The sequence below is a fragment of the Streptomyces sp. NP-1717 genome, from assembly GCF_022695985.1.
Taxonomy (GTDB): Bacteria; Actinomycetota; Actinomycetes; order Streptomycetales; family Streptomycetaceae; genus Streptomyces.
Map to the genome: position 1 here is coordinate 1 of NZ_JAAPBF010000078.1, position 15769 is coordinate 15769.

At 71.3% G+C, this 15769-nt stretch carries 14 protein-coding genes; 8 read left to right on the forward strand and 6 right to left on the reverse strand.

The genetic code is table 11. From position 1 onward, the window contains the following. Nucleotides 1-123 precede the first annotated feature (123 nt). Both GXP76_RS17765 and GXP76_RS17770 read left to right on the forward strand, forming a co-directional pair. Nucleotides 124-3228, forward strand: a complete 3105-nt coding sequence (locus tag GXP76_RS17765; RefSeq protein ID WP_242572517.1) for a sacsin N-terminal ATP-binding-like domain-containing protein — start codon at nucleotides 124-126, stop codon at nucleotides 3226-3228. A gap of 117 nt (nucleotides 3229-3345) precedes the next feature. Continuing rightward, nucleotides 3346-4200 (forward strand): DUF5707 domain-containing protein, encoded by an 855-nt coding sequence (locus GXP76_RS17770; RefSeq protein ID WP_242572518.1) that lies wholly within the window; start codon nucleotides 3346-3348, stop codon nucleotides 4198-4200. An 84-nt stretch (nucleotides 4201-4284) separates the two neighbouring features. Here the strand turns inward: GXP76_RS17770 and GXP76_RS17775 are convergent, their stop codons facing one another. Further along, nucleotides 4285-6744, reverse strand: coding sequence for a cation-translocating P-type ATPase (locus tag GXP76_RS17775; RefSeq protein ID WP_242572519.1), 2460 nt, complete (start codon nucleotides 6742-6744; stop codon nucleotides 4285-4287). 98 nt (nucleotides 6745-6842) lie between these two features. Continuing rightward, complete coding sequence (locus GXP76_RS17780) at nucleotides 6843-7184, reverse strand: DUF2530 domain-containing protein (RefSeq protein ID WP_242572520.1); 342 nt, start codon at nucleotides 7182-7184, stop codon at nucleotides 6843-6845. Between the two features lie 201 nt (nucleotides 7185-7385). Between GXP76_RS17780 and GXP76_RS17785 the strand changes: the two genes are divergently transcribed. After that, nucleotides 7386-8804: an NCS2 family permease gene (locus tag GXP76_RS17785; protein WP_242572521.1), complete on the forward strand. Its 1419-nt coding sequence runs from the start codon at nucleotides 7386-7388 to the stop codon at nucleotides 8802-8804. 72 nt (nucleotides 8805-8876) lie between these two features. Here the strand turns inward: GXP76_RS17785 and GXP76_RS17790 are convergent, their stop codons facing one another. Next, nucleotides 8877-9059: a ribbon-helix-helix protein, CopG family gene (locus GXP76_RS17790; RefSeq protein ID WP_189110003.1), complete on the reverse strand. Its 183-nt coding sequence runs from the start codon at nucleotides 9057-9059 to the stop codon at nucleotides 8877-8879. A 164-nt stretch (nucleotides 9060-9223) separates the two neighbouring features. Here GXP76_RS17790 and GXP76_RS17795 point away from each other — a divergent pair, with 164 nt between their 5' ends. Both GXP76_RS17795 and GXP76_RS17800 read left to right on the forward strand, forming a co-directional pair. Continuing rightward, nucleotides 9224-9661 (forward strand): MarR family winged helix-turn-helix transcriptional regulator, encoded by a 438-nt coding sequence (locus tag GXP76_RS17795; protein WP_242572522.1) that lies wholly within the window; start codon nucleotides 9224-9226, stop codon nucleotides 9659-9661. Between the two features lie 46 nt (nucleotides 9662-9707). Continuing rightward, nucleotides 9708-11060: an MFS transporter gene (locus GXP76_RS17800; protein ID WP_242572523.1), complete on the forward strand. Its 1353-nt coding sequence runs from the start codon at nucleotides 9708-9710 to the stop codon at nucleotides 11058-11060. 71 nt (nucleotides 11061-11131) lie between these two features. Here the strand turns inward: GXP76_RS17800 and GXP76_RS17805 are convergent, their stop codons facing one another. Continuing rightward, complete coding sequence (locus GXP76_RS17805; protein WP_242572524.1) at nucleotides 11132-11734, reverse strand: Uma2 family endonuclease; 603 nt, start codon at nucleotides 11732-11734, stop codon at nucleotides 11132-11134. Between the two features lie 99 nt (nucleotides 11735-11833). On the opposite strand from GXP76_RS17805, the gene thpR reads away from it, so the two are divergent. Next, entirely contained in the window at nucleotides 11834-12418 is a 585-nt protein-coding gene (thpR, locus tag GXP76_RS17810; protein ID WP_242572525.1) for an RNA 2',3'-cyclic phosphodiesterase, read from the forward strand. Nucleotides 12419-12593: 175 nt separating this feature from the next. Here thpR and GXP76_RS17815 read toward each other — a convergent pair whose 3' ends face one another. Continuing rightward, on the reverse strand, nucleotides 12594-13577 hold the full coding sequence (locus GXP76_RS17815) for an aldo/keto reductase (protein WP_242572526.1): 984 nt from the start codon (nucleotides 13575-13577) through the stop codon (nucleotides 12594-12596). 152 nt (nucleotides 13578-13729) lie between these two features. Between GXP76_RS17815 and GXP76_RS17820 the strand changes: the two genes are divergently transcribed. Next, nucleotides 13730-13900, forward strand: coding sequence for a hypothetical protein (locus GXP76_RS17820; protein WP_242572527.1), 171 nt, complete (start codon nucleotides 13730-13732; stop codon nucleotides 13898-13900). Between the two features lie 39 nt (nucleotides 13901-13939). On the opposite strand, the gene GXP76_RS17825 is transcribed toward GXP76_RS17820, so the two are convergent. After that, complete coding sequence (locus GXP76_RS17825) at nucleotides 13940-14629, reverse strand: GDSL-type esterase/lipase family protein (RefSeq protein WP_242572528.1); 690 nt, start codon at nucleotides 14627-14629, stop codon at nucleotides 13940-13942. A 65-nt stretch (nucleotides 14630-14694) separates the two neighbouring features. On the opposite strand from GXP76_RS17825, the gene GXP76_RS17830 reads away from it, so the two are divergent. Beyond that, entirely contained in the window at nucleotides 14695-15768 is a 1074-nt protein-coding gene (locus GXP76_RS17830) for a WD40 repeat domain-containing protein (protein WP_242572529.1), read from the forward strand. Nucleotide 15769 lies beyond the last annotated feature (1 nt).

Genomic DNA, 15769 nt, shown 5'->3' on the forward strand with positions numbered 1-15769 from the left:
GCCCGCCCGATCGGTCCCGGCCGTAGCCCGGACCCCCGCCCCGCCGGGGGTGGCTCGCGCGGTACCTTCGGGCCGCACACTTACCGATACGGGACCGGTACGCGGACAGAGTGGAGTCATACGGTGAGCGTCACGACGACCGAGGGGGCCGATCCGTTCGGGACGGCTCGGCTGCGGCGTGCGGTACTGGACTCCTGGGGTGCGGGGCCCGCACGGTTCCGGGAGGACGCCAACGCCGAGGAGGACCTCGCGCTCGGCGGCTACCGTGACCGTCTGATCGTCGAGCTGGCGCAGAACGCCGCCGACGCCGCCGCCCGCGCCGGCGCACCCGGCCGGCTCCGGCTCACCCTGCGGGCCGCCACCGCCGAGGCGCCCGCCGTGCTCGTGGCCGCCAACACCGGCGCGGGCCTCGACGCGGCCGGCGTCGAATCGCTCAGCACGCTGCGCGCCTCCGCCAAGCGCGCGGGGCACGAGTCCGCCGTCGGGCGGTTCGGCGTCGGCTTCGCCGCCGTCATCGCCGTCAGTGACGAACCGGCCGTCGTCGGCCGGCACGGCGGTGTCCGCTGGTCGCTCGCCGAGGCGCGCGGGCTGGCCCAGGAGGCCGCCCAGGCGAGCCCCGGGCTCGGCGACGAGCTCCGCCGCCGCGACGGGCACGTGCCGCTGCTCAGGCTGCCGCTGCCCGCCGAGGGCAGCGCACCCGAGGGTTACGACACCGTCGTCATCCTGCCCCTGCGGGACGGGACCGCGCTCGACCTGGTGGAGCGGCTGCTCGCCGCGATCGACGACGCGCTGCTGCTGACCCTGCCGGGCCTCGCCGAGATCGTGGTCGAAACCCCCGACGGCGAACGGGTGTTGAGGCGCGCCGAGGACGGCCCGTACGTGCATGTCGAGGACAGCGCGGCCGATGCCGTACGGCGCTGGCGGGTCGTCAGCCACCACGGCGCCACCGCCCCCGAACTCCTCGAAGGCCGCCCCGTCGAGGAGCGCCTGCGCCCCCACTGGGCGGTCACCTGGGCCGTCCCCGTGGACGGTGAGGGCGCCCCGGCCCGGCCCCGTACCGCACCCGTCGTGCACGCCCCGACGCCGACCGACGAACCCCTCGGCGTCCCCGCGCTGTTGATCGCCTCGCTGCCGCTGGACACCACCAGGCGCCACCCCGCGCCCGGGCCGCTCACCGACTTCCTCGTGGAGCGCGCCGCCGACGCGTACGCCGAACTGCTCCGCGACTGGCGGCCGGTGTCCACCGGCACCATCGACCTGGTGCCGGGACCGCTGGGCAAGGGCGAGCTGGACGGCGTCCTGCGGGCCGCGATCCTCAAGCGGCTGCCGCGTGTCGCCTTCCTCGAACCGGCCGTCCCCAGCGAGGAGTTGCCCGCGCTGCGGCCCTTCGAGGCGGAGGTCGTGGAGGGCGCGGGCGCCGACACCGTACGCGTACTGGCCGAAGTACTGCCCACACTGCTGCCCGCCGGACTCGAACGTCGCACGGAGCTGCGGTCCCTGACGGTGGGCCGGCTGCCGCTGGGCGACGCGATCGAGCGCATCGGCGGCGCCGAGCGCGCCCCCGAGTGGTGGCGGCGGCTGTACGAGTCGCTGGCCGGCGTCGACCCGGACCGGCTGTCCGGGCTGCCGGTGCCGCTCGCGGGCGGCCGGACGGCCGTGGGACCCCGGCGGGTCCTGCTGCCGCTCGCCGACACCCCGTCCGACCTGGCCAGGCTCGGCCTGAAGGTGGCGCACCCCGACGCGGCCCATCCGCTGCTGGAGAAGCTCGGCGCCCTCCCCGCCACGCCGCGTGCCGTGCTGACCACCCCGGAGGTACGCGCGGCGGTCGCCGCCTCGCTGGACTCCGCCGAGGTGTGGGACGAGGAACAGGGTCTGGACGCCGAGGAGCTGGCCGAGACGGTCCTCGCCCTGGTGCGGGACGCCGACCTGGACGCGGGCGACGAGCCGTGGCTGGCCGCGCTCGCCCTGCCCGACGAGGACGGCGAACTCGCCCCCGCCGGTGAACTCGTCCTGCCCGGCGGCCCGTTCGCCGAGGTCATGCGCGAGGGCGAACTCGCCCTGTGCGAAGCCGACCTGGCCGAACGCTGGGGCGAACAGCCCCTCGCCGCCTGCGGGGTGCTGGCCGGCTTCACCCTCGTACGCGCCACCGACGTCGTCCTGGACCCCGACGAACTGGAGCCGCGCGACGGCGACTTCGCCGAACCCGATGACGCGGGTCTGCTCGACGCCGTCGATGTGTGGTGCGAGGACGTCCTGGACCGGCTTCCCGAGACGCCCGTGCCGCCGGTCGCCACCGAGATCGTGGCCGTACGCGACCTGGACCTGGTGGACGACGACGCCTGGCCGCAGGCGCTCGCCCTGCTGGCCCGGCCTCCGCTGCGGGACGCGCTGACCGCGCCCGTACGCGTGCTGCTGCCCGACGGCACCACCGAGAGCGTGCGTTCGTACACCGCGTGGTGGCTGCGCGACCATCCCGTGCTCGACGGGCGCCGTCCGGCCGGTCTGCGCGCGGCGGGCGGCGACCCGCTGCTGGCCGGTCTGTACGACTCCGTGGACGCGTCCGGCTTCGAGGACGCGCAGGTGCTGCGCGCGCTGGGCGTACGGACGTCGGTCGCCGCGTTGTTGGAGGAACCGGGCGGCGCGGCCGAGCTGCTGGGCCGGCTGGCCGACCCCGACCGGGAGGTGACGGCTCGTCAGCTGCACGCCCTCTACACGGCGATCGCGGACCTCGACCCCGAACAGGTCACGCTGCCGGACGAGTTGCGCGCGGTCGTGGACGGCGAGGTGCGGATCGTGGACGCGGCGGACGCCGTGATCGCGGACGCCCCCGACCTGCTGCCGCTCACCGCCGGACTGCCGCTGCTGCCGGTCGCCCCGGCCCGCGCCGCCGACCTCGCGGAGCTGCTCCAGGTCGGACGGCTCGGCGAGAGCGTCACGGCCGAGGTGACGACCGAGGGCGAGGAGTGCGAGGTCCCGGAGTCCGTCCATGTACTGCTCGGCCCGGGCACGCCCGCCACCTACGTCGAGCACGAGCGGCTGCTCGCGGGCGGCGAGGAGCTGGACTGGCGGCGTACCCCGGACGGCACGGTCCACGCGTCCACGGTGGAGGGCGTCGCCGCGGGGCTGGCGTGGGCGGCGGGCCAGTGGCCGCGTCGCTTCGAGGTGGCCGCGCTGCTGGAGGACGCGTCGCGTACGGAGGAACTGGCGCGGGACCGCTGGTTCGACTGAGACCGTTGGGCCAAGAGGTGCGATCTTCACGAAAGTCGCACGTTGTGTACAACCAATACGTCCTGATCCCCGTCTGTACATATGAGCCAACGGGCTCACTGACAAATGGGGAAATGCATGCGAATCCGCGCCACTGTTGCCGTCGCGACCGGTGCCCTGGCTCTGTCGGCTCTCGCCGTGCCGGCCACCCAGGCCGCGCCCGCGGGCGACCGTCCCGGCGTGCCGTCGTACGGCTCCGCCACCCACCAGGGCTCCGCCGCCGCGCCGAAGGGCAACGCCAGGCTGGCCGCCGAGGCCCCGGTCATCAACAAGGCCGTGGTCAACGGCGGCAAGCCGATCGTCGTCGGCACCACCGCCGTCAAGAAGGTCTCCGTCTCGATCACCGCGTCCCACCCGTCCGGCATCGCCGACGCCGACGCGATCATCTGGATCGGCTCCAGCCTCGACGACCCGGACTCCTTCGGCTTCGGAGCGCCCGGGGCGTTCAAGTGCACGGCCGCGAGCGCCACCACCTCGACGTGCACCCAGACCATCGAGGTCGACCCGCTGTGGCTCATCAACAGCGACTCCAAGACCTGGAACGTCGGCGTCTGGGCACTCGGCAACGACGACTACAGCGTCCAGAACGACAAGTTCGGCAAGACGAACCTCCAGCGTCTGTCGAAGATCACCGTCAACGCCGCGCCGGAGCCGGTGAAGAAGGGCGGCACGATCACGGTCACGGGCAAGCTGTCCCGCGCCAACTGGGAGACGGGCACCTACAAGGGCTACGCGACCCAGTCCGTGCAGCTCCAGTTCCGTAAGAAGACCAGCACCACCTACAGCACGGTCAAGACGGTCAAGACCTCCAGCACCGGCACGCTGAAGACCACCACCAAGTCCACGGTGGACGGCTACTGGCGCTGGAACTTCGCCGGTACGTCCACGACCCCGGCGGTCATCCCGGCCGGCGACTTCGTCGACGTGAAGTGACGTAACAGCTCACGCAGGCACCACGAAGGGCCCCGCGCATCCGGCGCGGGGCCCTTCGCCGTCCCGTTTCCGGGCCGGCCGTTCCTACACCGGGAACTTCCGGTCCACCACCCGCCACGCCACTTCCAGCAGCACCCCGCCCACGGCCGCGATCGCCACCGCCGTCCAGGGCATCGTCGTGCCCACCAGTTTCAGCGCGAAGAAGTGCTGGAGCCACGGGACGACCAGCACCACCAGGAACAGGAACCCCATCGTCAGCACCAGCCCCACCCGCCACCAGGTGTACGGGCGGGCGATGATCGCCAGGACCCACATCGAGACCAGGAACAGCGTCAGTGTCGCCGCGCTCGTCTCGGCGGGCAGCGAGCCCGCGCCGCTGTAGTGCGAGCGGGCCAGCAGATACGTCGTGAACGTGGTGGCGGCGGCGATGACGCCGCTGGGGATCGAGTAGCGCATCACCCTGCGGACGAAGTTCGGCCGGGCGCGCTCCTTGTTCGGCGCCAGGGCCAGGAAGAACGCCGGGACGCCGATCGTGAGCGTGGAGATCAGCGTCAGATGCCGGGGGAGGAACGGATACTCCACCTGCGTGCACACCACCAGGATGGCCAGCAGCACGGAGTAGACGGTCTTCGTCAGGAACAGCGTGGCGACGCGCGTGATGTTGCCGATGACGCGGCGGCCCTCGGCCACCACCGAAGGCAGCGTCGCGAAGCTGTTGTTGAGGAGCACGATCTGGGCGACCGCCCGTGTCGCCTCCGAGCCCGAACCCATCGCGACGCCGATGTCGGCGTCCTTCAGGGCGAGGACGTCGTTCACACCGTCACCGGTCATCGCGACCGTGTGGCCGTGCGACTGCAACGCGCCCACCATCTCCCGCTTCTGCTGCGGGCTGACCCGGCCGAAGACCGTGCCCGAGTCGAGCGCCTTCGCCATCTCGTCGCGTTCGCCGGGCAGTTGGCGGGCGTCCACCGTACGGTCCGCGCCCGGCAGCCCGAGCTTCGCGGCCACGGCGCCGACCGAGACCGCGTTGTCGCCGGAGATCACCTTCGCCGCGACGTCCTGATCGGCGAAGTACGTGAGGGTCTCGGCGGCGTCGGGGCGCAGCCGCTGCTCCAGCACGACCAGGGCCGTCGGCACCGCGCCGGCCGTCACACCGGGTGCGTCGAGCGGGCCGGTGCCCTCGACGCGGGCCAGCAGGAGCACCCGCAGACCCTGCCGGTTGAGGGCGTCGATCCCGTCGAGCGTCGGATCACCGGCGGGCAGCAGGACGTCGGGCGCGCCGAGCAGCCAGCTCGTGGGCCCGGACCCGCCGTCCCCCTCGAACGTGGCGCCGCTGTACTTGCGGGCCGAGGAGAACGGCAGCGCCGCCGTGGCGCGCCACCCCGAGTCGTCCGGGTACGCGTCGATGATCGCCTGGAGGCTGGCGTTGGGCCGGGGGTCGGAGGCGCCGAGGGCGCCGAGCACCGTGCGTACGTACGCCTCGTCCGCGCCGCCGAGCGGGCGCAGCTCGGTGATGTCCATGCCGCCCTCGGTGAGCGTGCCCGTCTTGTCGAGACAGACGACGTCGACGCGGGCCAGGCCCTCGATCGCGGGCAGCTCCTGGACGAGGCACTGCTTGCGGCCGAGCCGGATGACGCCGATCGCGAAGGCGACCGAGGTCAGCAGGACCAGGCCCTCCGGGATCATCGGGACGATGCCGCCGATGGTGCGGGCGACGGAGTCCTTGAAGTTGTTCTCCTTGACGACGAGCTGACTGATGATCAGCCCGATCGCCGTCGGGACCATCATCCAGGTCACGTACTTGAGTATCGTGCTGATACCGCTGCGCAGTTCGGACTGGACGAGTGTGAAGCGCGAGGCCTCTTCGGCGAGTTGGGCCGCGTACGCCTCCCGTCCCACCTTCGTCGCCCGGAACGCGCCGCCGCCCGCGACCACGAAGCTGCCCGACATCACCGTGTCGCCGGGACGCTTGAGGACGGGGTCGGCCTCACCGGTGAGCAGGGACTCGTCGACCTCCAGATTGTCGGCCTCGACGATCTCGCCGTCCACGACGACCTTGTCGCCGGGGCCGAGCTCGACGACGTCACCGAGGACGATCTCGGAGGTGGAGATCCCCGCCGCGACGCCGTCGCGCCGTACGACGGGTCTGGCCTCGCCGATGACGGCCAGACCGTCGAGCGTCCGCTTGGCGCGCAGCTCCTGGATGATGCCGATGCCGGTGTTCGCGATGATGACGAAACCGAAGAGGCTGTCCTGGATCGGCGCGACGAACAGCACGATCACCCACAGCACACCGATGAGCGCGTTGAACCGGGTGAAGACGTTGGCGCGGACGATCTCGGCGGTCGAGCGGCTGCTGCGTACGGGAACGTCGTTGACCTCGCCCCGCGCGACCCGCTCGGCGACCTCCGCGGCGGTCAGCCCCGTGGCGCGGCCCGGCCCGGGCAGGTCCCTCGGATGGACGGGGTCCAGCTCCGCACCCGCGTCGATGGAGGGGCCGCGTGGCTCGCCGCCGCCGGTGTCGATCTTCGCCCGCTGAGTCATGGGGTTGACGTTACGGCCGTGCGGGGGCGATTACCCGCCGGGGGGCCCGAAGATCCGACCGAGGTACGACGGGTACGCGCACAAGTCGTCCCAGGGCATTACGGCGTGGGGTCCCCGGGGGAGGTGGTGCCGGGGTCCGCGGCCGAACCGGTGCCTCCCTCGGCGCCCGGTTCCATGCCCGGTTCCGTGCCCGCTTCCCGGGCCGCGCGCCTGATGGCCGCGTCGCGCCTGAGGACGTACCAGATGCCGATCAGCCCCAGCCCGGCGCCGGCCAGACAGGTCCACACCCACCACAGGTGCCCGTGGTCGTCGAACCAGCCGTAGAACGGGAGCTGCACGAGGAAGAGGACGAACCAGATGACGGTGCCGCCGACGATGGTCGGGACGACCGGCCCCTCCAGGGGCTCGGGTGCCTCATGCGTCGGGGTCCATTTGGCCATGGCGTCAGTGTATGTGCCGGCCACCGGCCGGACCGGGGGCGGGCACCGGCGGCGGGGGCGCTCCCACACGGCTCTACGCGCGGAGATAGCGATCACCGGCCCATCTGTTCATACTGAAGCAGTTTTTGCGAGATGGCCCGTTCCGCGTGGCCGGTTTCATTCGTTCGCACAGCCGATGACCACGACGACCGAGGGTTGCGCATGCCCGTGCAGGACAAGGCCACCGACCCGGTCGCCATCGACCGCTTCTTCAAGATCTCGGAGCGCGGTTCCACCGTCGGCCGCGAGGTGCGCGGCGGCTTCGCCACCTTCTTCGCGATGGCCTACATCATCGTGCTGAACCCGATCATCCTCGGCAGCGCGAAGGACATGTACGGCAACCAGCTCGACGGCGGCCAGCTGGTCACCGCCACCGTGCTGACCGCCGCCTTCGCCACCCTCCTGATGGGCGTCATCGGCAATGTGCCGATCGCGCTCGCCGCCGGGCTCGGGGTGAACACGGTCGTCGCGCTCCAGCTCGCCCCGAGGATGAGCTGGCCCGACGCGATGGGCATGGTCGTCCTGGCCGGCTTCCTGGTGATGCTGCTGGTCGCGACCGGGCTGCGGGAACGGGTGATGAACGCCGTACCGGCAAGCCTCCGCAAGGGCATCGCGATCGGTATCGGCCTGTTCATCATGCTGATCGGGCTCGTCGACTCGGGCTTCGTCTCCCGTATCCCGGACGCCGCCCACACCACCGTGCCGCTCCAGCTCGGCTCCGACGGCCACCTCAACGGCTGGCCCGTCCTGGTCTTCGCGCTCGGCGCGCTGCTCACGCTGGCACTGATCATCCGCAAGGTGCCCGGCGCCATCCTGATCTCGATCGTCACGATGACGGTGGTCGCGCTCGTCGTCGAGGCCGTCGCCGAGGTGCCGAGCTGGGGCCTGACCACCCCGAAGTGGCCGGGCAACCCCGTGGACACCCCGGACTTCGGGCTGATCGGTGAGCTGAGTCTCTTCGGCGGTTTCGGGAAGGTCGGCATCCTCACCGGTGTCCTCTTCGTCTTCACCGTGCTGCTGTCCACGTTCTTCGACGCGATGGGCACGATCCTCGGCGTCGGCGACGAGGCGAAGCTGATGGACGAGAAGGGGCGGCTGCCGGGCATCAACCGGGTGCTGTTCGTGGACGGCATCGCCGTCGCGTCCGGCGGCGGGACCTCGTCCTCCGCCGCCACCTGCTTCGTGGAGTCCACGGCCGGTGTCGGTGAAGGGGCCAGGACGGGTCTCGCGTCCGTCGTGACCGGCGCGCTCTTCTCGGTGTCGCTGTTCCTCACGCCGATCGCGACGATGGTCCCGTCCCAGGCGGCGACGCCCGCGCTGGTGGCGGTCGGCTTCCTGATCCTCGCCGGATCGGTCAAGGACATCGACTGGAGTGACTTCACCGTCGCCGTTCCCGCGTTCCTGGCGATGGTGACGATGCCGTTCACGTACTCGATCACCAACGGCATCGGCGTCGGCTTCATCACCTTCAGCCTGCTGCGGCTGGCGGCGGGCCGGGGCCGCGAGGTGCCGGTGGCGATGTACGTCGTGTCGGCCGTGTTCGTCTTCTACTACGCGATGCCGGCGCTGGGCCTCACGTAACGGCCCGGCCGGCAGCGGCGGCGCGGCCGGTGACGCCCGCCTGGTCACGCCCGGCCGGTCACGCCCGCCTGGTCACGCCGCGCCGTAGAACCTCTCCGTCTCGTCGACGGACGCCCGGAAGCGCTCGTCGAAATCGTCGCGCGTGAGTGTCCCGACCACATAGTCCTGGACGCTCATTCCGCGTCTGGCGGCGTGTTGCCGAAGCCGGTCGAGCAGCTCACCGTCTATCCGCAGGCTGAGCACTGTCGATCCCATGCCGACCAGGGTCGCGGGCGCTCGCGGACCGTTGGGTGACTTTTCGCGGTCGTCTCACTCGATCGAGTGAGCTGCGGGCGCTCGATGTGTGGGATCTGTGAGCCCTGGCGCGGAGAGCCGGTTTCCGTTTTCCTTAGCCAAGGTAATGAGTTAGGCTAAAGAACATGCCTGACCTATCCCACGGCGACGACGCGGCCGCCGTGAACGCACTCCGCTCGGCCGTCATGCGTCTGGGCCGGCGTCTCAAACACCAGCGCGTCGACGAGTCACTGAGCCCGACCGAGATGTCGGTGCTCGGCACCCTCGCCCGCTGCGGCTCGGCCACACCCGGTGAGCTGGCCCGCAGGGAGCACGTACAGCCGCCGTCGATGACACGCATCGTCGCCCTGCTCGAAGCCAAGGGACTGGTCCGGCTGGAGCCGCACCCCGACGACCGCCGCCAGAAGGTGGTCACGTCGACCGAGCGGGCCGAAGCCATGCTCGAAGAGAGCCGCCGCAAGCGCAACGCCTGGCTGACCGCCGTCGCCGAGGGCCTGGACGAGGACGAATGGTCCAAGCTCCGCGCCGCCGCTCCGGTGCTGGAGAAGCTCGCGCACCTGTAGCCGCCCGTCAGAAGCACGCTGTCCACGCCGAGGAGGCGAACCCACTTTGAGTACGGGATCCGGAGCAGACTCCGCCCCCGCACCGACCACCCCCGACCCCATTGAGCAGAACGAACAGCCCCGCACGAGCATGTTCAGCTCGCTGAAGATCCGTAACTACCGGCTCTTCGCCACCGGACAGGTCGTGTCGAACACCGGCACCTGGATGCAGCGCATCGCCCAGGACTGGCTGGTGCTCACCCTCACCGGATCCTCCACGGCCGTCGGTATCACCACGGCCCTCCAGTTCCTGCCGATGCTGCTGTTCGGCCTGTACGGCGGCGTCATCGCCGACCGGTGCAACAAGCGCACCCTGCTGCTCGGCACGCAGGCCGCGATGGGAATCACCGGCCTCGCGCTCGCCGCCCTCACCCTCACCGGTCAGGTCCAGGTCTGGCATGTGTACGCCACGGCCTTCGCACTCGGCCTGGTCACGGTGGTCGACAACCCGGCGCGGCAGTCGTTCGTGCACGAGATGGTCGGCCCGGATCAGCTCCGCAACGCCGTCAGCCTGAACTCCGCCAACTTCCAGTCCGCCCGGCTCGTGGGCCCGGCCGTCGCCGGTGTGCTGATCACCGCCGTCGGCAGCGGCTACGCCTTCCTGTTCAACGGACTCTCGTTCATCGCCCCGCTCACCGCCCTGCTGCTGATGCGCAACTCCGAGCTGCTGAAGGTCGAACGGACCCCGCGCGGCAAGGGCCAGCTACGGGAGGGGCTGCGTTACGTCGCGGGCAGGCCCGAGCTGATCTGGCCGATCGTGCTCGTCGGGTTCATCGGCACGTTCGGCTTCAACTTCCCGATCTGGCTGTCCGCCTTCGCGGACGACGTCTACCACGCGGGCGCCGGTACGTACGGTCTGCTCAACACCCTGATGGCGATCGGCTCCCTGATCGGCGCGCTGCTCGCGGCCCGCCGGGGCACCTCTCGGATGCGGCTGCTGGTGGCGGCGGCGATCCTCTTCGGAGTGCTGGAGATCGTGACGGCGTTCGCCCCCACGTTCTGGCTCTTCGCGGCGCTGCTGGTGCCGGTGGGCATGTGCGGCCTGACGGTCAACGTCACCGCCAACTCCAGCATCCAGATGACCACGGACCCGGCCATGCGCGGCCGGGTGATGGCCCTGTTCATGATGGTCTTCACGGGCGGTACGCCACTGGGCGCCCCGATCGTCGGCTGGGTCACCGACACCTACGGCGCCAGGGTCGGCTTCGCCTCCGGCGGCGCGGTCGCCGCGCTGGCGGCGGTGGGCGTGGGCGTGATGCTCGCCCGGGTCGGCGGCCTCCGCGTCAAGATCGACCTGCGGCGGGGCCACCGGCATGTGACGTTCGTCCAGCGGGAACGGCCACTGGCGACGGCTGCGTGACACACGCCGCCCGCTCGCCCGCTCGCTCGCTCGCTCGCCCGGAGGGTTCGGGGGAGCGGGCGGGATGAAGGTCAGCCGCGCGGGAACTCGTCGGTCTTGAGCGTCAGCCCGACGACGGTGTCCTTGAGCTTGATCTCCTCACCGAAGTCGACGGTCCGGTCGAAGGTGTACTCGTCCTTCTTCGGTTCGGTGAAGACACGGCAGCGGCCGACGTACGGATCGACGACGAGGTAGACGGGCACACCGGCGGTCGCGTAGGCGGCCTTCTTCGGGCCGTAGTCGTTGAGCGCGGTGGACTTGGAGATCACCTCGGCCACCAACTCGATGTCCTCGTAGTCCCAGAGGCCCTTCGCGTTCTTCACGGCCTCGCCGGACAGCGCGACGACATCGCAGGCGAAGCCGTTCAGGTGCCCGGGAAAGTCGAAGCGGACATCGGACTTGACCCGGCTGCGCGCGTACCCGGAAGCCCGCAGTTGGTCGTAGATGTCCGCGATGATCTCCCAATGGGTGTCCCGTTGCGGCGACATGAAGACGTTCCCCCCGACGATCTCGGCCTTGTATCCCTCGGGGACGGGCAACTGCTCAAGCCACTCGAACATCCTGTCCAGAGTCAGCTTGTCCTTGTTGTCGCTCTCGTCGGCCATGGCGATCCTGTCGGTCTCTACGACGGTCATCGTGGCGCTCCTCCCCGCCGCCGTACGCACATGCGGCAGCCGCGCGGTACAACGATAACCACGGTGACCTGGTTACGCCGGGCTGTCAGACTCGGCTTCATGCGTCTTTTCGCCGCCGTGCTGCCGCCCGCCCGTGCCGTCGACGAACTCGCCGCCGCCGTCGACCGGCGGGTGCGGGGGCTTCCCGGGGCCGAGGAGATGCGGTGGACCGGGCAGGCGGGGTGGCACTTCACGCTCGCCTTCATGGGAGAGGTCGACGACGGGCTCGTGCCCGAGCTGACCGAGCGGCTGGGGCGGGCGGCGCACCGGACCGAAGCGTTCTCGCTGCGGCTGCGCGGCGGCGGGCACTTCGGCGGGCGCGCGCTGTGGGCCGGTGCCGCCGGAGGCACCGCCGAGCTGCGGCGGCTCGCCGAACGCGCCGACGCCGCCGCCCGCCGGACCGGGCTGCCGATGGAGGAGCACCGCACCTACCGGCCGCACCTCACGCTGGCCCGTACGCGGACCGAGACCGACCTCAGGCCGTACGTGGCCGCGCTCGACGGCTTCGAGGGGACCGCATGGCAGGTCGGGGAGCTGGCGCTCGTACGCAGCCGGCTGCCCGTGGCCGGGGTCCCGGGCGAGCAGCCGCGGTACGAGACGCTGGTGCGCTGCCCCACCGCGAGGCCCGCTGCCGGAGGCCGTTAACCTCGACGTGTGGACCCCAAAACCCGGAACCGGATCATGGCCGCCGTGCTGGTGCTGATGTTCGTGATCGTCGCAGTGGCGGGAGCGGTCGGCTAGGCGGGATGTGCCGGACAGGCCCAGCGACCGTCCGCTCGGGGGGGCGCGGCCCGGAGGCCGCGCCCCCCCGTGTCGGGCACTACCAGGCGAACGCCTCCGGAGACGGCCCCGGACCCGGGAAGATCTCCTCCAGCGACTCCAGCACCTCGTCCGACAGCTCCAGCTCGACCCCGCGCAGCGCGGACTCCAACTGCTCGGCCGTACGCGGGCCGACGATCGGGCCCGTCACGCCCGGACGCGTCAGCAGCCAGGCCAGAGCGGCCTCGCCCGGCTCGATGGCGTGCTTGGCGAGCAGGTCCTCGTACGCCTGGATCTGCTCACGGATCTTGCTGTCCCGCAGCCGGTCGCCGGAGCGCTTGCCGGCCGCGCCCTCGCGCTCCTTGCGGATCGCGCCGCCGAGGAGACCGCCCTGGAGCGGCGACCAGGGGATGACCCCGAGGCCGTACTCCCGCGCGGCCGGGATGACCTCCATCTCGGCGCGGCGCTCGGCGAGGTTGTACAGGCACTGCTCGCTGACCAGGCCGTACGAGCCCAGGCGGTGCGCCGTCTCGTTGGTCTGGGCGATCTTCCAGCCGGGGAAGTTGGACGAACCGGCGTAGAGGATCTTGCCTTGCTGGATCAGGGTGTCGATCGCCTGCCAGATCTCCTCGACCGGGGTGTCCCGGTCGATGTGGTGGAACTGGTAGAGATCGATGTGGTCGGTCTGGAGCCGCTTGAGGCTGGCGTCGACCGCGCGGCGGATGTTGAGGGCGGAGAGCTTGTCGTGGTTGGGCCACGCCTCGCGGTCGGCCGTCATGTTGCCGTACACCTTGGTGGCGAGCACGACCTTGTCGCGACGGCCGCCGCCCTGCGCGAACCAGGTGCCGAGGATCTCCTCCGTACGGCCCTTGTTCTCGCCCCAGCCGTAGACGTTGGCCGTGTCGAAGAAGTTGATGCCTGCGCCGAGCGCGTCATCCATGATGGCGTGGCTGTCGGCCTCGTTGGTGTGCGGGCCGAAGTTCATGGTGCCGAGGACGAGTCGGCTGACTTTGAGTCCGGTGCGTCCGAGCTGCGTGTACTTCATGGCTCTACAGCCAACGCCTTCGAGCGCGCTCGAAGCAAGACCTCAGGGACCGGACCGCCACGCGGTGCCCGGCGGGCCGGCCACGGGATGGGGTACGAGGGGCTTGCGTAGGGTTGGGAGTGAGACGGCGAGCGGTGGGGAGGTGCGCGGCGATGTCCCTCGGTGACGGTCACGGTGACACCGGTGTCGCGGGTGACGAGGTCGTGGAGGGCGGTGAACCGCCCTGCATGCTCGACCTGGTCTGCGAGGAGTGCGGTCGGCTGAACGACGACCCGGAGCTGGTGAACTGCGGCGGGTGCGGGACCCCGCTCGGACGCGGGTGACGCGTCGTACGTACGGGAGCGGCGCCCGCGTACGCCGGCTCACCGCGCCCTGAACGGATACGGCGTGCCCAGCCCCCACGCCTGATGCATCGCGTCGGCGAACGCCCCGGCGAGCAGGTGCTCACCGGAGGGGCCGGGGTGGGTCCCGTCATAGGTGTCGCGGTGGATGTCGTACGACGGGGGGCGCGAGGCCGGCAGCAAGGGGGACGCCGCGTCGTCCAGATCGGCGACCGCCTTGCCCAGCAGCTCGTTGAAGCGGTCGACCTCGGCGGCGAACTCCGGGTCGGTGTCCGCGCGGGTGTTGGGTATGACCGGCAGCAGTACGATCCGCACGCGCGGATTGGCCGCCCGTGCCTCGGCGATGAACTCCCTTGCGTACAGGGCGGTTTGGCTGCTGTCCGTGTAGAAGCCGAGGTCTATCAGACCGAGCGAGACGAGCAGGACGTCCGCGCCGTGCGCGGCGACGGCGTCACGGACCACCGGCGCCATGTGCTGCCAGCCCTCGCCCCAGCCCGCGAGGTGCGGCCACGCCTTGGCGGGGAAGTCGGGGGCGCCGTACGCGTGCGACACCGGGGCGTCGGCGTGGGCGTCGTACAGTCCGGTGCGCGGGCCGACGATCGCGTACGGGCCGCCGTACGCCGTGTTCAGGTGCTGCCACATCCGGTAGCGCCAGGTGAAGTCGCCGGCGCGGCCGATGGTCATCGAGTCGCCGACGAACATGAAACGCATCGGATCATCATCCCCGATGGCCGGTGGACGACCGTGCCCGGCCTGTGAGGTGGCAGTCTTGGGCCATGGTCAAGGTCAAGATCGTGCGTCCGCCTTCGCGCCCGTCTCAGCGTTCGTCTCCGCGTCCGGGCCCGCGCGCGGGCCGTGTCCGGTCCGCCCTCGCGGCGGCGGTGCTCGTCCTGGCGGGCACCGCGGGCGCGCTGTCCGGCCCGGCGGCCGTGGCCGCGCCCGCCGCCCCCGCGGCCGACCCCGACCGGACCTTCCGGATCACGGACCCGCGCATCACCGAGTCCAGCGGCCTCGCCGCCAGCCGCGCCCACCCCGGCGTCTACTGGACGCACAACGATCAGGACAAGCCCCTGATCTACGGCATCGACTCGCGGACCGGCGAGACCGTCGCGACGATCACCATGCGCGGCGTCGGGGAGCCCCGCGACATGGAGGCGATCTCCGTCGGCGCCGACGGCGACATCTACGTCGGTGACATCGGCGACAACCTCAACGGAAGCTGGGACCACGTCTGGATCTACCGCTTCCCCGAGCCGAAGACGCTCGCGGACGCGACGGTCGACGCCACCCAGTACACGGTGAAGTACGCGGACGGCCCGCGCGACGCCGAGGCGATGATGGTCCATCCCACCACCGGCCGCGTCTACATCGCCTCGAAGAACGAGGACGGCGGCGGCCTCTACGAAGGCCCGGCCGAGCTGAGCGCCGGCGGCACGAACACCTTCACGCGCGTCGGCGAGGTGCCGTGGGTGACCGACGGCGCGTTCTCGCCGGACGGCAAGGAGCTGGTGCTGCGCTCGTACTTCAGCGCCCGCGGCTACGTGTGGAAGAACGGCCGCCTCGGCGCCGACCACCGCGTCCGGGCCCCGATCCAGGGGCAGGCCGAGTCGGTGACGTACACCCTGGACGGTTCGGCCCTGATGTTCGGCACGGAGGGGACGCGCAGCCAGGTCGAGCGCGTCGACATCGAGAAGGGCGGAGGTTCGTCCTCGGGTGCGGGGAGCGCGGGGAACGGCGCGTCGGGGGACGGCGCCGGGGGCGACGGCGGGAACATCACGATCGGAGCGGTGGTGCTCGTGGGCGCCGCCGTGCTGTTCTTCGGGTTCAGGCGCCGCAAGCAGGGCGGCTGAC